11 protein-coding genes are annotated in these 19,393 nt (G+C 60.0%); 7 read left to right on the plus strand and 4 right to left on the minus strand.

What is annotated here, in order from left to right; all coding sequences use genetic code 11:
- Window positions 1–11: 11 nt before the first annotated feature.
- On the plus strand, window positions 12–2,267 hold the full coding sequence (locus ACHZBF_RS14105) for a nitric oxide reductase activation protein NorD (RefSeq protein WP_321528790.1): 2,256 nt from the start codon (window positions 12–14) through the stop codon (window positions 2,265–2,267).
- 112 nt (window positions 2,268–2,379) lie between these two features.
- Here the strand turns inward: ACHZBF_RS14105 and ACHZBF_RS14110 are convergent, their stop codons facing one another.
- Entirely contained in the window at window positions 2,380–2,625 is a 246-nt protein-coding gene (locus ACHZBF_RS14110) for an EF-hand domain-containing protein (protein ID WP_029132046.1), read from the minus strand.
- 597 nt (window positions 2,626–3,222) lie between these two features.
- On the opposite strand from ACHZBF_RS14110, the gene ACHZBF_RS14115 reads away from it, so the two are divergent.
- The 4 genes from ACHZBF_RS14115 (at window position 3,223) to ACHZBF_RS14130 (ending at window position 14,655) form a co-directional block, all read left to right on the plus strand.
- A complete protein-coding gene (locus tag ACHZBF_RS14115; protein ID WP_321528791.1) occupies window positions 3,223–9,306 on the plus strand; it encodes a hypothetical protein in 6,084 nt (2,027 codons plus the stop codon).
- The gene (locus ACHZBF_RS14120) at window positions 9,288–11,255 is read left to right on the plus strand and encodes a fibronectin type III domain-containing protein (protein ID WP_321528792.1); all 1,968 of its coding nucleotides are present in this window, start codon (window positions 9,288–9,290) and stop codon (window positions 11,253–11,255) included. The genes ACHZBF_RS14115 and ACHZBF_RS14120 overlap by 19 nt, the downstream gene beginning before the upstream one ends.
- A 140-nt stretch (window positions 11,256–11,395) precedes the next feature.
- Window positions 11,396–13,426 (plus strand): hypothetical protein, encoded by a 2,031-nt coding sequence (locus ACHZBF_RS14125; protein ID WP_321528793.1) that lies wholly within the window; start codon window positions 11,396–11,398, stop codon window positions 13,424–13,426.
- A gap of 11 nt (window positions 13,427–13,437) precedes the next feature.
- On the plus strand, window positions 13,438–14,655 hold the full coding sequence (locus ACHZBF_RS14130) for a ubiquitin family protein (protein ID WP_273438225.1): 1,218 nt from the start codon (window positions 13,438–13,440) through the stop codon (window positions 14,653–14,655).
- Between the two features lie 81 nt (window positions 14,656–14,736).
- On the opposite strand, the gene ACHZBF_RS14135 is transcribed toward ACHZBF_RS14130, so the two are convergent.
- From ACHZBF_RS14135 to ACHZBF_RS14145, 3 genes are read right to left on the minus strand one after another with little or no spacing between them, the layout of a single operon-like run.
- Window positions 14,737–16,131: a sigma 54-interacting transcriptional regulator gene (locus tag ACHZBF_RS14135; RefSeq protein ID WP_321528794.1), complete on the minus strand. Its 1,395-nt coding sequence runs from the start codon at window positions 16,129–16,131 to the stop codon at window positions 14,737–14,739.
- Window positions 16,070–16,663, minus strand: coding sequence for a hypothetical protein (locus ACHZBF_RS14140; protein WP_321528795.1), 594 nt, complete (start codon window positions 16,661–16,663; stop codon window positions 16,070–16,072). Before ACHZBF_RS14140 ends, ACHZBF_RS14135 begins: the two co-directional genes overlap by 62 nt.
- The gene (locus ACHZBF_RS14145; RefSeq protein ID WP_321528796.1) at window positions 16,660–18,159 is read right to left on the minus strand and encodes a sensor histidine kinase; all 1,500 of its coding nucleotides are present in this window, start codon (window positions 18,157–18,159) and stop codon (window positions 16,660–16,662) included. The genes ACHZBF_RS14140 and ACHZBF_RS14145 overlap by 4 nt, the downstream gene beginning before the upstream one ends.
- A gap of 259 nt (window positions 18,160–18,418) precedes the next feature.
- Here ACHZBF_RS14145 and ACHZBF_RS14150 point away from each other — a divergent pair, with 259 nt between their 5' ends.
- A complete protein-coding gene (locus ACHZBF_RS14150) occupies window positions 18,419–18,769 on the plus strand; it encodes a BON domain-containing protein (RefSeq protein WP_321528797.1) in 351 nt (116 codons plus the stop codon).
- A 78-nt stretch (window positions 18,770–18,847) separates the two neighbouring features.
- On the plus strand, window positions 18,848–19,381 hold the full coding sequence (locus ACHZBF_RS14155) for a hypothetical protein (RefSeq protein ID WP_321528798.1): 534 nt from the start codon (window positions 18,848–18,850) through the stop codon (window positions 19,379–19,381).
- The last annotated feature ends 12 nt before the right edge of the window (window positions 19,382–19,393 follow it).

Raw genomic sequence — 19,393 nt, forward strand, 5'->3', positions numbered from 1 at the left:
GGACCAGCACTGTGAGCATTGAGGAATCCGCCCTTCAGGCCTACCGGGAGCAACTGACCTGCAATTTCCAGCAGCTGGACCTGCTGTTTGGCGACTGCATGGAAGAAGCCGCCGCCAGCCTGAGCGAGGCAGGCATCAAGAGCTATCTGGAAGGCGCCTCCCTGGTCTGCATGATCGGCCGCGGCTTCGAGCCGGTGCTGGTTTATCTGGAGGAGATGCCGCAGGTGGCGGCCCGGCTGGGCGAGCCGGTACTCGGCCTGGTCTCGCAAAGCGTCTGGAAGATCTCCCGCACCCCCAATGGCGCCATCATCCTGCCGTTCCTGCAGACTCTGCCGGAAGCGGCGCGGCGACTCGGCAGCGAGCAACAGCTGGTGCGCTACATCGACATGCTGCTGAACATGTTGGAGCGCACCAGCAGTTCCATCCACGGCGGGCAGGCCACCATTCCCAGCCCGGGCGCCAAGGAGTATCTGCAGCAGATGCCCTATCTGCTGAACCAGCTCTCCCTGGAGGGGATACGCAACTGGACCGAGTACGGCATTCGCAACTACTCCAACCACCCCGAGCGGCAGAAGGACTTCTTCAGCCTGCAGTCCGCCGACAGCCGCGCCATGCTGCAACGGGAGCGCCACGGTACCCTGTTTGCCGATCATGAACGCCAGCTCGATCTCTACCTGCGCGCCCTGTGGCAGGACAAGGACCACCTGGTCCCCTACTCCACCGCCTTCGACGAACTGCGCAAGCCGATCCCCTACTACGACTCCCTCGGCATCCGCCTGCCGGACGTGTTCGATGATACGGAAAGCGGCGTACCCGGCATCGACCGCTATCGTGCGGTGCTGGCCCATATCGCGGCCCACCGCCGCTGGAGCCACTTCATCTTTGCCGACAACTTCAGCCCGTTCCAGCGCATCGCCATCGAGCTGCTGGAGGATTCGCGGGTGGAATACCTGGCCATGCAGCAGTATCCCGGTCTGCGGCAGCTGTGGCTGGCGCTGCACCCGGTGCCGATCGAGGGCGAGTGCGACCCGGAGAAGGAGTCCTGTATCCGCCACCGCCTGGCCATGCTCTCCTACGCGATTCTCAATCCGCACCACAGCTACCGCAACCCGGATATTCTCGACGCGGTGGCACAGTTCCATGAACTGATGCAGGCCGGCGAGACCAGCACCCAGGCGATCGTGCCGCTGGCAATCTCCTTTATCGCCCGCACCCGGATCCAGAATGATCAGGCCCCCAACGTCTACTTCAAGAACACCGTGGTGGAATACCGGGATGATAACCGTCACCTGTGGAAGTTCATCGAGGAGGGGGACGAGGAGGAGCAGTTCGAGGTGGAGCGCAAGAAGATCGAGCAGGAGCCGCTGAACACCCTGCCGCCGCGCCACTATCCCGAGTGGGACTACAAGACCCAGACCTACCGTCCCGACTGGGTCAGTCTGTATGAATCGTTACATCCACCAGGCGATGCCAAATTAATCGATGATCTGTTGACCAAGCACAGCGCCCTGGCCAAGCAGCTGGAGCGCATTCTCGACCTGCTGAAACCGCAGCAGTATGTGCGGGTGCGCTATCAGGAAGAGGGTAGCGAGCTGGACCTGGATGTGGCGATCCGCTCCCTGGTCGATTTCAAGGGCGGCGCGACACCGGACACGCGGATCAACATGAGCCATCGGCACGACGGCCGCGACATCGCGGTCATGCTGCTGCTGGATCTGTCGCAATCCCTGCACCAGGTACCGGAGGGGTGCGAGCAGAGCATCCTGCAACTGAGCCAGGAGGCGGTGGCGCTGCTGGCCTGGGCCATCGACCGGCTGGGGGACAGTTTCGCCATTGCCGGCTTCTCCTCCAACACCCGGCATGAAGTGCGCTATCAGCACATCAAGGGCTATAGCGAGAGCTGGAACGATCAGGTAAAGGCGCGGCTGGCGGCCATGGAGGCCGGCTACTCCACCCGCATGGGGGCGGCGATGCGCCACGCCGGCCACTACCTGGGTAATCGCCAGGCGGAGAAAAAACTGCTGTTGATCCTCACGGATGGCGAGCCCTCCGATATCGACGTCCAGGATGAGCGGTTGCTGATCGAGGATGCGCGCAAGGCGGTCCAGGAGCTGGACCGGGACAACATCTACACCTACTGCATCAACCTCGACCCCAGGGCGGATGAGTATGTCAGCGATATCTTCGGCAAACAGTACAGCGTCATCGACCGGGTAGAGAAACTGCCGGCCAAACTGCCGGAGCTGTTCCTCTCCCTGACCCGCTAAATCGACAGCCCACAAACGACCAAACCCCGCCGGGAGCTACCCGCCGGGGTTTGGCCAATCGCATGCAGGTATCACAGGAGGGAGTACTGCCCTGCAACCTGCATACGACCGATCAGTTGGCCGGAGCCGTGGTGGTCACCACCTCGAACTTGGCGAATTCAGCCGGGTCCAGCTGACCATCCTTGTTCACATCCAGCACCTCCCACTGCTCACTCAGACCCGGAATGGCCTTGGCCTCTTCCTGGCTCAGGGTACCGTTGTTATCGGTATCCAGCACCACGTCGGTTTTGCTTTCTGCCGCAATCACCGCAGCCGCGGCCAGGGAAGCAAACAGGAGGGTCATAATCTTCTTGGTCATAGGGAACTCCGTTTATCAATAGTTGCAAGATTAGGCCGGCTGCCTCGGTGCAGTCAGCTGAGCAGATAACAGCAAGCACAGTGCCAACTTTAATTAATTATTAATAATCAACCAGTTAATGATTTTTTTATCAAAGCAACCATCGCCCCACGCGGTGCACCTGTCGTCACCGCACGACAACCACCGGAAACGGACCGGGCAACCGGTTGATTTCCCTCCGATCAACACTGTTGCCATCCGGAGACAGGGTGAGACAACGATGTTGTTGAAAGACCATGTCCCAATTACCTGTTGCATGAAGCCTGGTCTTTTTATTGAAGTGATTTATGCTCAAAAATCACGACTGAAGCCTTTCCCGGTGACATTTGCCCGCCGTGGTGGAGGGCCTAGTCTGCAGAAAGCCCGCCCCGAGCCGAATTCACGGTGTGGTGCCGCTTGTACCGGGACAATGCCCAAGCCAACACAGCACATACATTTGGTACAACGTCCATGGAAAGCGCTACCGGTAGCGGATGATCCACCGCATTACCGGCATGACGCTGCCAGCAAAAAAGCTTATAGTTTATGTGCGAATAAACGGAGAGCACCGGGGATTGCATGAACAGCAAAGGAACCGCAATGATCCCACCCTTGCAGCGAGCACGTCGGTTCACTGCGGTTGGCCTGTTGATGATACTGCTGCTGGTGACGGCGGGTGCCGTCCAGTCACAGAGCCGGATCGGCCTGCCCAGTAGCATACGTATTGAATCGATCACCCCTAACAGTCTCAATCAGGGACAGTCCGCCACACTGCTGATACGCGGCCGCGGTCTGCGCGCCGGGATGGGCATCGATCTCGGTGAAGGAGTCAGCGGTGGTACGCTCACGATGATTAACGATGCCTCTGCCCGGGTGGTGGTGCGCGTACATCCAGAGGCTGCACCGGGACCGCGCAGATTGTCGCTACTCGTGGACGGCATTGCCCGTTTACAGAACCCGACCGTAACCATCACCGCCCGCACCCCTGGCAGGACCCCCCAGCTGGCGCTTCCCGAAACCCCTGTCGCCCCCCGCCTCTCCGGCGGCTTTGCCCGGACCACACCCGCCGAACCAGCCGTTGGCGCCTCCCCCTCCGTGCCGCTGCGTCTGCTGCGGGTGACGCCCAGCCGTTTACAGCCAGACCATCGCTATACCCTGACTCTGGCCGGCCAGGGATTTGCCAGCGGCATGAAGCTCGATTTTGGCGCGGGCATTCTTCCGCGCGGCCCGGTGCGGGTGATCAACGCCAATACCGCCAGCATATCGGTACAGGTCACCAGCGATGCCCTGCCGGGATTCCGTACTGTCACGGCATCACTGACGGCCGCGACCGGCACGCCTGGCATGCTGGCCCTGCCAGCGGCAACCAGCCAGTCAGAAGTTGCACGCGCACTGGAGATTATCGACACCACCAGATCCATCGCATCACCACCACCCACGGGCGGTTTCGCGCCACCCGCTCGCGATGGGGAGTTTACACCCAAACCACCCGGTGGCGGCTTCGTTCCGCCCCCTGCGGCACAGCCAATACCCACCCCCGTCATCACAACCATCACGCCCAGTCAGATGACTGCGGGTAAAAGCTACATTGTGACACTGCAGGGAGAGAACCTGGACAAGTCAATGCTGCTCGACTTTGGTGACGATATCCAGCAACAGGGTTCACTGATCAGCATCGGCAGTAACAGACTGCAGACAACCCTGAAACTGAACAAGCAGGCCAAGACTGGCAAACGCCAGGTCATTGCATCCACCGGCAAGGGCAAAAGCGCCGTACAGCAGCCGGCGCAGTTTTCCGTACTCAGTGCCTTGGGCCTAAAACCGCAACTGAAACCCCAGCAGGTCAAGCTCAAGCTGCCGAAACTGGATCTTGCTGAAATACTCAAGGCGCGTATCGACCTGCAGACACCAGACTGGCGTCAGCAGGTCGCCTCGCAGGCGCCACTGAAAGACCCGGTAACCGGCCAGCCGATGGGCCCGCCAACCCCCATTTACAAGGTGGATGTACCGCTGCTGCATGACGAAGTGCTGTTTAGCTGGAAAGAGGCCAACCCGGGCACCGCCGAGTGGTTCGAGATTCGCTTCTACGCCAAGGGCAAGTTAGCCGCCAAGCGTCGCATTAATCCGGTCGAATATAAGGTGCTGGGCAAAACCATTCCGATACTGCCCACCTGGTTCCGGCCCGATGCGGTGTTGCTCAACGAACTACTGAAACCTGCATCATCTGCGACGACCAAACCGGTACAGGATCATGGCAATGCACAACAGGACATCGCGCAGCAGGGAGGTTTCGCTGCCCAGGCGATCGGGCCGATCAGTGGCGTTCCCGTCTCGGCGGAAATGGCGGCCCTGGGCAATGCGAATGCCCAACTGCACTGGGAAGTGGCGGGATATCGCAAATATCATGGCTCCGGTGTAGTGAAAACCGCCCTGGTGGAACAGCCGGTCATGTATGCGGCGGCAAAACAGGCAGCCCCCGCGACCCTGAGTGACGCGCAAACAGCCAAACCGGGAGCAGACTTTATCGAAACCGAGATCGCGCTCTCCGAGCGTTGGCCGCTCAAGTCGCCCAGCCCGCCCACCGGCCTCAACTGCGACAATGAAACGGGTGGACTGAACCTCATCAACCTGGACAAGAACGCCAAGCAGCAGGGCGGTGGCGTCGTGATCGAGGCGGGGGACGGCCATGTCGGCGACCGCTTCCGCGTCAAGGGCACATTCAAACTCGACAACAGCCCCTATGCCAGTCACCCCCAGACCCAGCAGACCACCTTTAACCACCCCCTCAACGGCAAGACGGTACTCGCTACCGGGTGGCTGTTCGATAATGTCTTCGTGGACTGGGGTGACGGCACGGTAACTCCGTTCTCCATGGTCCAATCCGGCGATCCAGGCAGCTACGCCTCCGATAATCCGCTGTCATTGGGCGAAGGGCAGCAGCACAGCTACTCGGGTACCGGTCCCTACACCATTCGGATCTATCAGCTCTCAACCGATGACGTGCAGCAGGGCGGCCAGATACAGGCGGTTCAGTCGATCGACAACAACCAGGACCTCTATGCCCAGGTCTCCACCCTGACGGCAGGCGGTCACACCGGCCAGGAGCAGATGAAATGGTCCCAATCAGTGGCCGGCCGCGCCTTTATGGTGTTCTGTCGCAACGTTCAGATAGAACCACGTACCGATCCCGCCAGCTACGGCCCGCTGCAGCTGGTGGATATCGGCATCGACGGCCTTGCCGGGCAACAGGACCCTGCTCCGAACCCGACCCATGCCGGCCAACGTAAAAAACCTGCTGCGAGCCCGACCGGGCCGGCACTCTCTGTCGCACCGCAATCCCCTGCCACTCTGACGGTTCAGGCACAGCCCCAACTCGATCTGGCGCTGGATTTGCCCAGGGTTTCCACCTGCAGCCAGGAGCTGACCGCCAAGGCCTCGGTACGCTACACCGGACAGGGCAAGGCGCGGCTGCGCTGGCTGCTGGATGGTGTCTCCATCGGTGAAGAAGAACGGATCCTTGGCCCCTCCCAGCCACGCAGCCAGGAAGACCTGGCCAAACTGGCGGGCAAAAAGAGCTGGTTTGACCTGACCCCCATCGCTCCACCCCGGGTGGATGTGGAAAGTGGGCTGCCGTCACCCCCCATCGGGCTGAACAGCCTTGGCAAACGCTCGCTCAAGGTCGAGGCCGAGGTGGTGCCAGAACCCAAACGGAGCAATCTTTATGACACGCTCACTGCCGCCTTTGGCGCCAACGGCCTGAAGCGCAATCCCGAACTGGTCAAGGCGCTGGCCGGCGAGTTCAAGAACGCACCGAAGGTTGGCGTGTTGTCGCCCCACAAGCTTGCACAACCGGGGCTCAACCCGGTCAGCTACCTGAACCAGCCGCTGCAGCAGGTCGCGGCACTGGCCGAGCCCATCCAGCTGGCAGCACTATCGCTCCAGCCTGGTGTCTTCTCCACCCTCAGTGACGCCACTTTCTCTGCAGTCGGTGAATTAACCCTGAACAAGGAGCCACCCAATTATGTTGTTTCGTCGCCATTTGACTATCTGGTCGTGGGAGCCGATGCGAAACAGGCCTGCACCTTCGAGTTCCCGGTGCCGGGAGGGGTGTTCACCATTGCCGGACTGCAACAAGCCGGCGGGGTCCCAAAGGTCTCGGAAAAGAACGGACGCTACAGCGGTGAAGGCATACTGCTGGTAAAACTGCCGAGCGGTGGCGATGCAGTCAAACAGTGGCCGGTGCCGATCAGCTTCAAGGACTGGCAGCTGAAAAATGACGGTGTCACCGTGGCGTCCGGCGAATTCAGCATTACCCAGACTGGACTGACCGACCTGCCACTACCCGCCCTGAAGGCCTCGATCACAAAACTCCAGGGCAAGGCCGGTGTCGGCGTTGATGCCTGGCTTAACGCACGACTCAGTCACCCTGAACTGCTGGAAACACAATCCGGCAAGCCACCCGCCTGGCAGAATGTCCAGGGCCTGCTTTCTCCAGATGGCGACTGGATTGCTGACGACCTGGCCATGGCCGACACCCAGCTCTATCTGGGCGGTTACCGTATCGACCCGGACAAAATCACCCTGGATCTCAGTCTCACCGCCGGCAACGGTGCCGACAGCGCCTGCGGAGGCGGCACCGGCAGCCAGTTCCTCGGCGTGCATCTCGGCAGTCAGGCAAAACTGACGGCGTTCGATTTCGGTCTGCAGGGCACACCTGCAGGCAAGGTGGACAACTGGGCCGTTGATGCCAGCGGCGCCTGCGGCAGTGGCCAGCTTGGGTCCTTCCAGGCGGCGCTCGACAAGGGCAAGATCGCTTGGGATGGGATCGCTGTAAAGGCCGACAGCGGTAAGCTCAAGGCCACTTATAAAAACCTGCGTGTCACCGTGCCCTGGATCAATGCCGAACTGAAAGGCAGTGGTGATCCGGTGTTCAAAGCCGGACAGGGCCCCGGAAGCATCGCTCTGGCACTCGAAGGAGAGGCGGCGCCGGTGACCAACGGGCCGATCACCCTGCAGGCAACCCATCTTGCCCTGACCCGGAAACCGGACATCGGCTGGGCCGTAACCTCGGACACGCGCTTCGATTTCGCCGGAGCAGACAAGACTTTCGCCCGGGATGTATGGCTTTCCGGGCTGCTGTTCGGCATGGACGGCAGGGCCTATCTGCCAAACGGGTCACAAGGCGCCACACTCACTAGCACCAGCGGTTTCATCGCCCAGGGTCCGGTCACGTTGAAATCGGCCAAGGTGACGGCACCAACCAGTGGCAGCGACCGCCTGCTGTTCGATTTCGTGGCCGACCTGAAGCTCTCCAAGGCGCTGGAGGCGAAGGATATGCCGGTGAGTTATCGCATCACCGAACCCGGCAGTGGCAATTACCAGGGCAGCGGCCCGGTGGTGGGCCAAGTGCCGATCACCTTCGCCTTCCCAAAGACCGACACCATCACCAAGGGCACCATTCATCCCGAGTATGTGGGTGAAGGTGCGGGCAGCCTGGCGGCAACCAATCCGCCTGCCCCCTTGAGCTGGGTCACCCCGGCCCAGGCTGCGACCAAGCAGGTGATCTACCGCGGCACCACCAACATGAACTTCTTCAAGAGTTCGGCGCTGCCGGTCACCGGCGCTTTCGAGCTGGGCTATTTCGGCAATAACGATTACTGGGCGGCTGTGTTGACTTACAACATCCCGCCGCCGGGCATCACCGTGGTTCCCAACCTGCTCAATCTCTATGGCCTTGGCGGTGGACTGGGCTACAACGTCGAACCCGGTTCACTAAGTCACAACCTGGCCAATGTCATGCCCAAGACCACCAACAGCAGCGTCTACGGTGCAAATCTCATCATGGGTTCGGCCTTCGATGGCGGCTTCGCCTATACCCTGAAAGGCTACTTCAATATTGATCCCCAGAATCCGGCACTGAAGATGGATTTTGGCCTCTGGCTACTCACCACCGGTCATGGTGGTTCGGCACCCATCAACGGATCGCTGAGTTACGGCAGCGGCACCTTCCATGCCGAGATGGGCGGCGAGCAGACCTTCATGGGGGGCTTTGCGCGAGTCAAGTCCAACCCGAAGGCCCTGCAGGCCCACTTTGATGACGGCGGCGACTGGCACCTCTACGCCGGCACCGACAGCAACCCGGTAGCGGGCGAGGTAGCGAAACTGATCAATGGCGGGGTATGGCTCAATCTGGGGCGAGATGAGGGATTGAAGATCGGCGCCAAGGCCGACGCCAAATTCCCCGACATCACCTGCGACGGCGGCACCTGTGCCTATGTCAGCGGCAATGTGCGCGCCGACGTCACCATCACCCCGCAACCCCAGGCGACCGCCAACAACCAGGTGGGCGTCGAGGCGAAGGGGTGTCTCGCCGGCGGCTGCCTCTCCATGGGGGTCGATGCGGACATGACCGTGGCAGGTCCCAGCCCCATCAAGCTCAAATATGGTTTTAACCTCAATGGCTGTCCCATCGGCAAGCTCACTATTTCACTGAAAGTGTTGCCAGCGCCCCCTGACCCCGGCGTATCGGGCAGTCTTTGCAGCCCCGCAGAAATCGGCAAAGCAGTGGTCGAGGGGGCGGAGAAGTTGGGCAACGCAATCGGCAAGGCCGCAGAAGGCGCCGTCAATACAGCGAAGAAAGTCATATGTCTCGGTTTCTGTTAAATCCATACAGCATGCTGGCGGCCCTGCTGCTCTGCCTTTCCCTGCAGTCGACGGCCCGGAGCACGGAGGGATCAACAAGTCAATTCTACATCGCCTCGGATGGCCGGGGTGGGGTACACCTGTTGTGGTGGATTCCACCCGAGCGCTGGAGCGAGGGGGGCTTTCGACTTGAAGACGACCAGGGCAATCTGCTGGTGGAGCAGACCGGGCCCGGCGCCAACCGTGAGGCGATGCAGCAGCTCACACAGGAGCTGCGCAACGACATTCAGCGCCTCGCCAATCCGGACAACCCGATCCGCACCAGCGCGGGCAATGCAATCAGCCTCGGTATACAGACGCTGGGCAACTGGGAATTCGCCAAGGCCCTGGGATTGGGGGTAGAGCTCTCCGGGCTCACTCCGCAGCCAACCGGATTTGCCGTGCTGGGACTGGGAAAGAACGGAAAACCGGATGGTAAGTACCTCAAGACCGAGCCATTTAACCTGTCCCAGTCCACACCGCTGCAATCTGCACCCGTGAAGCTGCGCGGCATCACGGCGGCCAATGGTGTGCAACTTTACTGGCAGGGCCCCGACCAGCACCTGCTGCCAATCCTGGCCTATCGGGTTGAACGGGAAAGTGAGGGGGAAAGATCACTCCTGACCCCCCAGCCGCTGATACGGGGAAGCGACTGGCCCGCTGACACGGTGGCCTTTACCGACGCGACACCGCCACTGGAGAGCGAGGTACGTTATCTGGTCAGCGCCATTGATGTCCTGGGACGGCCCAGCCAGGCGGCGATACTCGATCTCTTTGTGCCCGATCTCAGCGCCCTTGACCCACCCGGCAAAATAACCACCGACACCACAAAAGAGGCCATCGAGATCAGCTGGCAGGCCAACCCCAGCCCCCATACCAGCGGTTACATCGTGGAACGCTCGCCACTCCCGGCCGGGCCCTATGAGATACTCACACCCACCGGCCTTCCAGGCAACCAGACCCAATACCGCGACACTCCCCCCGCCCGGGCAACCAACCTGTTCTATCGGGTACGCGCCATCGACCCGCACGGCAATGTGGGTGAACCGGGTAACGCCGCTCTGGCACGGCGTTCCGCCGAGGCGCCAGCCGCCCCCGGCGGGCTGAAAATAGCAGCGGGACACACCCGGGTACGCCTTGCCTGGGACCCGGTTCCCGGGGCCTTCGGTTATCAGGTGGAACGGCGCGTACCCGGAGGTGCCTGGCAGGCGCTGGGTAATCTGCTCACCCAGGAGCCACGTCTGGACGACCATCTCGGTCCGATGAACGGCAGGCGCCTGGAGTACCGGGTCAGCGCCGTGGCCTGGGGAGATGTTGCCGGCCCCGCCAGTAAGCCGGTGGCAGTGGATCTCCCGGACACCCTGCCCCCGGAAGCCCCATCAATCGTATCCGCCGAGAGTGTCAATGGCAGCGCTCTGTTACGCTTCCATCCTGCCGCCCCGGAAAACCAGACCGCACAGTTACTGGTACTGCGTGGTGGCCCTGACGATCCCGGTCTGGTGATTGGTGATCCCCTGCCGGGCAGTGCCCGGGAGTGGCGTGATGCCTGGGTACTTCCGGGCGAAACCTACTGGTATCGGCTGGTGGCACTGGACGCCAGCGGCAATCGCAGCGATCCCGGTGAAGCAGTAAGCCTGGGCATTGCTGCCGTTATTCCCGTGGCACCGCCCCAACCCGTGGCCCACTATGAGGCCAAACCGTTCGCCCGGGTAGTGATCGACGTTACCCTCGCTCCGCCGGATCACACCCTGGTGCTGGAAACCCGGTCGGAGGACGATACCCGCTGGCGCCATGTGACCGGCGCCAGCACTGGCAATACGGTTGTGGACACCCATCCGCGACAGGGCAAAACCGACTACCGTGTCCGTTGGCGCACGCAACAGGGTCTGCTCGGCCCTCCTTCACCGGCCATTTCGGTGGAGATTCATTGACAGGAATAGGACAGACCTGCATGGGGCGTGACGGATTTCCTCATCCCGCGCATGGCTATTGACGGAAGCCGCTAAAATTGCTGTTATTGAAAAAATTTTTCAATGATGGGCAAGAGCGCCAGCCTGGGGGATCACAGTCGATGAATGCAGGATGCAAGTGGTCAATCAGGCCGACCCGGCGTTGTCTTACTTTACTCTCGCTACTCTTCATATCACCGGTCATGGCCAACTGGACACCCGAGCTGGCAGCGCCGGCAGACAGCGGTTTCAGACAACCGGCAGAGGCGATTCGCCTGTTCATTCCCCCGGATGTACCCGTGGAGACACTCCAGCGTCTGACCCTGGAACTGGACGATATCGATGTCACCGCCATGGTGGGACGCGAAGGGGATTACGCCATCTTTGTCCCGGTCCAGCCACTCGGTTTCGGCCAGCACCGTCTGCGACTGCTGGAGAACAGCGCCGACGGCTCCATTATCGAACGGGGTTTCTGGAGGCTGGAGATTCGCAAGTCGGCCGCCTTCCGGGAGGCCACACTGAACATGGCAACATCGGCAGAGCTCTCACAGCGACTGGCCGAAAACAATCTCAGCGACCTGCCCCCACAACGCACCCAGGGTACCGGCAGTGCCATCATTCAGGGCCGCGCTGCCGATAATGACTGGCAGGCTGGTGTGAATCTGCCACTGTTCTATAACTCCAACAGTGAGGGTCGTGAAGTCGACGTCGGCGAGTTCCTGATGGATTGGCAGCAAAACGCCCTCAGCGCCAAGGTGGGACACCATCCCATCTCGCCGGACAACCTGGTGATGTCCGGGTTCAACCGCCGTGGTGTCTCGGCAAGCTACAGCGCACAAGCTTTCGACACCCGCGTAACCGGCTTCAGCATGCGTGGCAGCCAGCTTGCCGGCTTTCAGGGCGGCCTCGGTGTAACCGATAATACGGATCAGGTGAACGGTGGCGTAGTAACGGCTTACCCGATCAACCGGACCGACGCCAGCATGGCGGTTTCCGCCATCTACCTGTCTGGAGAAGCGCCCGATACCGGACAGGGCGTCGCTGGCAGTTCCCTGGCCACCGGTGGGGATGCCTGGAGCATCATGGCGGACAACCTGTGGCTGGAGAAGCGTCTCAGACTGCGGGGTGAGTATGCCAGGACAGACTATGATTTCGACGGAAGCGGCGGGTATGAAAGCGAGAAGGATGACGCCTACAGCCTGTTGCTGACCTACAAGCCCTGGATGGACAAGCAGGTGAATGACCAGTATCTGGACTGGAATCTGGGCACGGAATACCGGCAGGTCGGCACCTATTTCAAAAGCGTCGCCAGTCCCGGCTCCACCGCCGACCGGAAGACGGCGCGGCTGTTCAGTGATCTCACCTGGGGAGGCTTCAATCTTCAGGGGCAACTCTCCCAGGAGACGGACAATGTAGTGGATTTGCCGACCCTGCCCCGCCTCAGGACCCGCCTGGCCACGCTCAGCACCACCTATACGCCAATGCCGGACTATACGCCAGAGGGCGAACTGGTAACCGGCTGGATGGGATATCCCAGCTATTCGCTGTTCGGCAACCTGCAGAGCGCAAAAACCACCGCCCGCTCCTCCGCGGATCCCAACACCTGGGTGGACACCCAGACCCGGATACTGGGAGCCTCGGCCAACTTCAGCCATGACAACTGGAGCTGGGGCATCAACCACACCTGGACACGCCTTTATGATGATTCAGGCGAGGGGGGCACGCCCACCACGAATGAATCCCGTAGCCGCTCCACCGGTCTGGACTTCTTTTTCACCCTGACGCCCAATTACACCCTGACGCCACATGTAGCCTGGGATGAGACCGCCTATCTGGATCTCGGTTATACCGACAAGAGTCTGCTATGGGGCGTGGGCCTGGATGCGCGACTGATTCCTGACCAGCTCACTGGCCGGCTGGAATACAGTCTCAACCGCGCTTGGGTCACCAACGATTCATCGGACAATACAACCGATCAGGTATCGGCCAGTCTGACCTGGAATGCAGTCAAGTCCAGCCCAACCCGGCCGGGTGTATCTTTAACACTCAGTGGTGATTATCACGAATATTCAGATGCGATTGTTACCGGCAATGACAAGGACAGCTATCAGCTCTTTTTGCGGGCACTGATTGGCTGGGCGGGAACCTATTAATGGAGTCTGGAATGCAAGCCACTGTCAGAAAATTTTATCTGCCCCTGCTCCTCGGGTATGCGCTCTGGCTGATCTCGGCAGGCGCTGTCCAGGGGGCCGTGGTCAACCTGGTATCCGGCGTATCACCCAGCCGGGTCGCCCTGGCCCGAAACACACAGGTGGTGGCCACCTGGCAGGTTGAGAGCATCAACCTGTCCGCTGGTGACAGAATCATCTCAACCCAGGGAAGGTTTCTCAGCCCGCTCGGGGGCGGGATCATCGGAACAGTCTCAAAGGGATTGACCCGCACGGTCAAGAGCAGCGATCTCGGCATGGGCAACAGTTTCATAACCCTGACGGAAGCCGTCCAGGTGCCAGCCTCGATTGTCTACAGGGCACAAAAGCTGGGGCTGAACAGCTTTATCTATCAGCGCGATTTTTATGACACGGAGAACCCGTCTGATATAGAGAGCGGCTCGGTCACACTCCACATCACCGGGGCTGGATCAGCCGGTTTAGGCATCAATCGTCAGGAAATCCGTTTTGATGACGGCTCCAGCATACGACGTCTGCTAAGCACCGAACCACTCACCGCCCTGACACAACTGAATTATAGTGGCTCGGGCTTGCTCAAGGGCGTCTGGGAGCTCGCAACACCTTCAACCACCTACGGTGAACCGGTCTATCGACGACTGGCCAATGTGCGCCGTTTTCTCGGCGCCGGCGGCCAGGTATTGCTGACAAGTCCTGCGCTGGAAACCCGGCAACCGGGGCGTTATCTGGTTCGTTTCAGGATTGAAGAGCCGGGCACGGAATTCAACGACCTTTCGATTGAGTATTTTGTCGCCCAGGAAGCGGCAACGGTGACTCCCCTGGCGCCCATTGATCTGGTATTGGACACACCACTGCACGGGACCTATCTGCATCCCGACACCCGTTTCAGTTGGCAGCAGGTGCCCGGTGCACAAGCCTATCAACTGGAGTTCTACTCGCAACCGGCAACCCGGGAGATCACTCCGGAAGGGCTGGCGGAAGCGGGGCAATTCACTTCGGGAAAACACCCCGGCACCCTGACGGGGCCACCGGAAGCCGGCGCCCTGTTGCCCGCTTCCCAGACCCGGCTGTCGCTGTCGGAGGTGACCCGGGGACACCTGCAACCCGCGCAGTTTTACTGGTGGCGAGTATTGGCCATCGGCAAGAACGGCCAGGTGGTATCCCAGAGCCCGGTGCGTGAAATACGCCTGCCGTAACCGAATATGGGGCCGGTGTGGCTTATGCCGAATCACACCCGGCACGGTTGCCGGCAGGACACCGCATCCGGCAGGCAGTAGTTAATCCGCCTCAGTATCCTGCTTGAACCGTGCAGGCTCCAGGTGATGGCGTTTGAGCAACTTATAGAACTCGGTGCGGTTGCGTTTGGCAAGCCGGGCCGCCTGGCTGACATTGCCATTCACCCGCCGCAGCAGCTCCACCAGATACTCACGCTCAAACTGTTCCCGCGCCTCCTGGAATCCCGGCAACAAGGCGGCCTTCTCTTTAAACGCCTTCTCAACTTGCTTGACGGGTATGATCGGCGTACTGGAGAGCGCCGTCAGTTGTTCCACCACGTTCTGTAACTGGCGCACATTCCCCGGCCAGTCATATTGCACCAGGGCATTCAGCGCCTCCGCCGAAAAGCCCTTGACCCGATTGCCATAGCGGGGGCTGAGCCGTGCCAGAAAATGGCTGGCCAGCAGGGGGATATCTTCCCGCCGCTCACGGAGCGGCGGCAGAGTGAGGGTAACCACATTCAGGCGATAGTAGAGGTCCTGGCGAAAGTCCCCCTCTTCCACCAGCGCATCCAGATCATGATGGCTGGCCGAGATGATGCGCACATCTACCGGAATATCCTGGTTGGCGCCCACCGGCCTTATGCGCTGCTCCTGCAGGGCCCGCAGCAGTTTTACCTGGAACAGCGCCGGCATGTCACCGATCTCATCCAGAAACAGGGTGCCGCCATCGGCACTGCGGAACAATCCATCCCGCGATGAGACGGCGCCACTGAAGGCCCCCCGTACATGCCCAAACAGCTCCGACTCCAGCAGTTCCGCCGGGATGGCGCTGCAGTTGACGGCCACGAAGGGCGCTGTGGCACGCGGACTGACCTGGTGTACCGCCCGGGCAATCAGCTCCTTGCCGGTGCCACTCTCACCATGAATAAACAGGCTGGCATCACCCTGGGAGACACGCTGCACCTCCTGCAATAGCTGCTCCATCGACTGACTGCGGGTAATAATCTCAGCGCGCCAATCCTGCTCAACCGAGGATTCATCATCTCCCTGTGGCCAGCCACCCAACCGCAGCGCCTGCTCCACCTGTGCTATCAGCTCCTTGCTGTCGAAGGGCTTGGTTAAAAACCCAAAGACCCCCTGACGGGTCGCTTCCACCGCCTCGGCAATTGTGCCGTGGGCTGTCAGGATAATCACCGGCAACAGCGGATAGTACTGTTGCAGATAACGGAACAGCGCCAGTCCATCCATCTCCCCCATACGCAGATCCGTCACCACCAGATGGGGCTTGAACTGGGGTACCAGACCCACAGCCTGCTCGCCACTGTCCGCGCACTCGACCGATAATCCGATCGCGGTCAGGCGCAGAGAGAGTAGTCGCAGCAGACTCGGATCATCATCGACCAGTAGCACCCGCTGGTTTTGTGACGGTCGGGTTTGTCCCTTGCTGTTTTTCATCAAGCCTCTGGTTAATACTGGTTTCGATGTGTTTCAGATCACGCAACTGGTTCTCCAACAGGCGTTTGGCCTCAGCAACCTGGGCTAGTCTCTCCTCCAGTCTCCTCTGCTCCGCCACCGCCTTGCTGAGCTGTTGACGCTGACGCTGCTGTCGTTGCAACAGGCTGATCTGATAATAGGCGAGCCAGCCCGTCTCGCGCGAGACAAAACGCTGCTCCAGCAGATGATTGATCAGGGTAATCGCCTCTTCCGGCTCTCCACAGCCTTCCACCTGACTGATTGCGGTGGCCAGATACCAGCCGGTCCAGAGATCCCCGTCACGGCTAAGGGACTGGCGCATCTCGCCACACAGGATCAACTGATCCTGGCGCGTATGAACTTGAAAACGATTGGAAAAGTCTATCAGATTCCGCAACGCCCCTCCTGATATATCCACCGCCGCTTCAGTCACCCGCACAGGAGCATCGTTTCGGGCCAACGGCTGCTGACACCCCGACAACAACAGGAGGCAGAGCCAGCAGATCCACTTCATTGAGTCACCTCCGATATTCTTCGCTGCGTCAAAGGCAATTCCAGGCAGATCCGGGCACCCGAATATTCATCCGTCGCCGCCAACAGGGTGATCCTGCCCCGGTGGCGCAGGACGGTATCGTTCACCAGGGCAAGCCCCAGACCAGACCCCTTGACACTGGAGCGCCCGACACTCTGCCCCTGATAGAACTCCTGAAAAACAAAAGGCTGATCTTCCGGCGAGATCCCCTCTCCCTGGTCTTCTATCAAAAAAATGCTGGTACCCTCATGAACCGACAGGCCAAGCCTGATCCGCCCCCCTTCCGGTGAAAACTTGATTGCATTGCTCAACAGATTACCCAACGCCATCCTGATCGCCTCCCTGTCACCCTTTACGGTTACTGGCTCCAATTCATCAACAATCTGCAGCCGCCGGTTTCGCACCAGCAGCCGGTAGTCATCCAGCAATTTTCTCAGCAGCTGCGCCAGATCAAAGTCATGCGGCTCAGCCAGGGTGCGCTGATTGGCCAGACGCTGATACTCCAGCAGGTTTTCCACCAGCCCATTCAGCTGCAGCGCACCGATGGTCATCAATTGCACGATTTCACGTTGCTCCTGGTTCAACTCACCCACGACCTCATCCTCCAGCAGATCGGCACCTTCCCGCAGTGTTGCAAGGGGGGTCTTTAGTTCGTGGGAAATATTGCGGATAAACTGCTGCTTCTCTCCTTCCAACGCCTTCAGCCGCTGCCGCATCCAGTCCAGATGGCGACCCAGATCCTCCAGATCACTGGGTCCGTTAATCACGATGGGCCGGTCAAACCGTCCCGCACCCAGTTCACTGATAACCCGTTCGATGCGCTTGATCGGCCGGGTCATAAGATAAACGAACAGCAGTCCCAGAATCAGCGCCAGCGGCAGGGCCAGCAGTGCCCACTGCAGCATGGAGTGACGTACCCGGTCAGCCTCGTGAGCCAAGGCCTCAGCCTCTATACCCACCTGTCGGCCACCGGTATGTAATAACGCGCGTGCCTGCAGTGTCAGGGTAGCATAGCCCTGCAGGTCATCTGCTGTCAGGCTTGCCCCGGACTCGGTAATCTTCGTCTGTATGTGTTGAAACATCCCCTGTTCAGCCGCAACCAGGCCTTTCAGCGGTATGCGCAGATTATTCGGCAATCCGTCAAAGCGCAGCCCCCGAGCCACCTCGACAAAGGAGTCATGGTGCTGCCGGTACACCTGGAGCAGTTCCGGATCCTTCAATACCTGAAACTGCCGGATGCCGCGCTCCATGGATATCAGGCGTTCCAGCAACGTGCGACCGCCCTCATTGGCGCTTACCGTCTGGAACAACGCCTGTTGACTCTTCTCGGTATACCGGCTCACCGACAACAGACCTGATATCAGCGCCATCACCAGGGGCAGGGTAACCAGCAGGAATCCGAACAGCGACCAGTGATAGAGCGAACCGGTCGGAATACGCCTTTCGGTTGCCGACACCATCGGCTCAACTTCTGACATCACATGAACCCGGGTTTACCATCGGGCGACCGACAGTCACAACGATAGACATCATTCAAAGGAACTCCCTGCCATCCCTGCTGCCTTACCCGGTCGTGCATCCGGTTGGAAAAGCTGGCAGCATAGGGAATAGTCAACAGATTGAGTATAGAGCAGTTCGCAGATCCGGCTATTGCCGGGGCTGGCAAATCAGAGTAGATATAAAACTGAGAGTCCGTTCACTATCCGCACCACCACCGCATGAGGTAAAAAGTGAAGCATGAGTAGAGGCAAAACCCTGCTGCTGGGATTGAGCGGATTTGTACTGATTCTTGCGCTCGCCTTTTATAATGGGACAGAGAAGATCGAGCAAGACCTGAAATTGCGGGGAGAAACCGCATTGGCAGAAAACAAGCTGCAATGGGTAAGCCTTGAGATCGATGGGCGCAACCTGCACCTGCGGGGAGAGGCACCATCGAATAAAATGGCTGACCAGGCTCTACATCTGCTTGAAGCACTTGAAGGCGTCAACCGTGTGATTGACGAATTCACCATGCTGACCGGCAAAGACGCCACCACCACATTACCGGTCGATGCGGCCGCCTGGTCATCCAGCATCAAGGAGCGCTGATGCCGGAATCAAGGGAAATCGGCTTATGCGGCACTGCCGCCGGCCGGGCACCGCGCGGCACGGCCAAGGGATAGATTGATGGGTTACCTTTTTTTTCAGATTCTCATTTGGATACTGCTGGCATTCGGACTGGGCGGCATCATCGGCTGGCTGCTGCGCGGCTTTACCCACGCCTTGCAGGATGACGAAAAGGGCGATGGAGAAACTATCGGCCGCGGCGATGACCATATCATTGTGTCACTGCTTCGGTCGGAGCTGAGCAGCCATAAGAAACGCCTGCGTGAGCTGGAATCAGCCGCCGGCACCAGCAAACCAGATACGGAAAAGCCAAAGCAGCGGGAGATCACCGACGACTGGCGCCCCGCCGCGCTGGCGGAACCGAAAGGAGAAATGGATGATCTCAAGAAGGTTCGCGGCATAGGCCCGAAGATCGAGCAGACCCTGCACAATCTGGGAATTTTCCACTATTACCAGATTGCCGGCCTGAGTCGGGAAAATATCCTCTGGCTGAATCACCATCTGCACTTCCCCGGCCGCATTGAACGGGAACAGTGGGTTGAGCAGACCCGGGAACTGGTAAAGCAACGGATTGATCAGCCTGAGACCGCCTGATCCTCGCCACTG

The sequence above is a fragment of the Sedimenticola selenatireducens genome, from assembly GCF_963675335.2.
GTDB classification, from domain to species: domain Bacteria; phylum Pseudomonadota; class Gammaproteobacteria; order Chromatiales; family Chromatiaceae; genus Sedimenticola; species Sedimenticola selenatireducens.

Excerpts from the sequence above, each read along its gene's own strand:
- ACHZBF_RS14110 (WP_029132046.1), bottom strand. The coding sequence starts at position 2,625 with ATGACCAAGAAGATTATGACCCTCCTGTTTGCTTCCCTGGCCGCGGCT.
- ACHZBF_RS14115 (WP_321528791.1), top strand. The coding sequence starts at position 3,223 with ATGAACAGCAAAGGAACCGCAATGATCCCACCCTTGCAGCGAGCACGT.
- ACHZBF_RS14120 (WP_321528792.1), top strand. The coding sequence starts at position 9,288 with ATGTCTCGGTTTCTGTTAAATCCATACAGCATGCTGGCGGCCCTGCTG.
- ACHZBF_RS14125 (WP_321528793.1), top strand. The coding sequence starts at position 11,396 with ATGAATGCAGGATGCAAGTGGTCAATCAGGCCGACCCGGCGTTGTCTT.
- ACHZBF_RS14130 (WP_273438225.1), top strand. The coding sequence starts at position 13,438 with ATGCAAGCCACTGTCAGAAAATTTTATCTGCCCCTGCTCCTCGGGTAT.
- ACHZBF_RS14135 (WP_321528794.1), bottom strand. The coding sequence starts at position 16,131 with ATGAAAAACAGCAAGGGACAAACCCGACCGTCACAAAACCAGCGGGTG.
- ACHZBF_RS14140 (WP_321528795.1), bottom strand. The coding sequence starts at position 16,663 with ATGAAGTGGATCTGCTGGCTCTGCCTCCTGTTGTTGTCGGGGTGTCAG.
- ACHZBF_RS14145 (WP_321528796.1), bottom strand. The coding sequence starts at position 18,159 with ATGTCAGAAGTTGAGCCGATGGTGTCGGCAACCGAAAGGCGTATTCCG.
- ACHZBF_RS14150 (WP_321528797.1), top strand. The coding sequence starts at position 18,419 with ATGAGTAGAGGCAAAACCCTGCTGCTGGGATTGAGCGGATTTGTACTG.
- ACHZBF_RS14155 (WP_321528798.1), top strand. The coding sequence starts at position 18,848 with ATGGGTTACCTTTTTTTTCAGATTCTCATTTGGATACTGCTGGCATTC.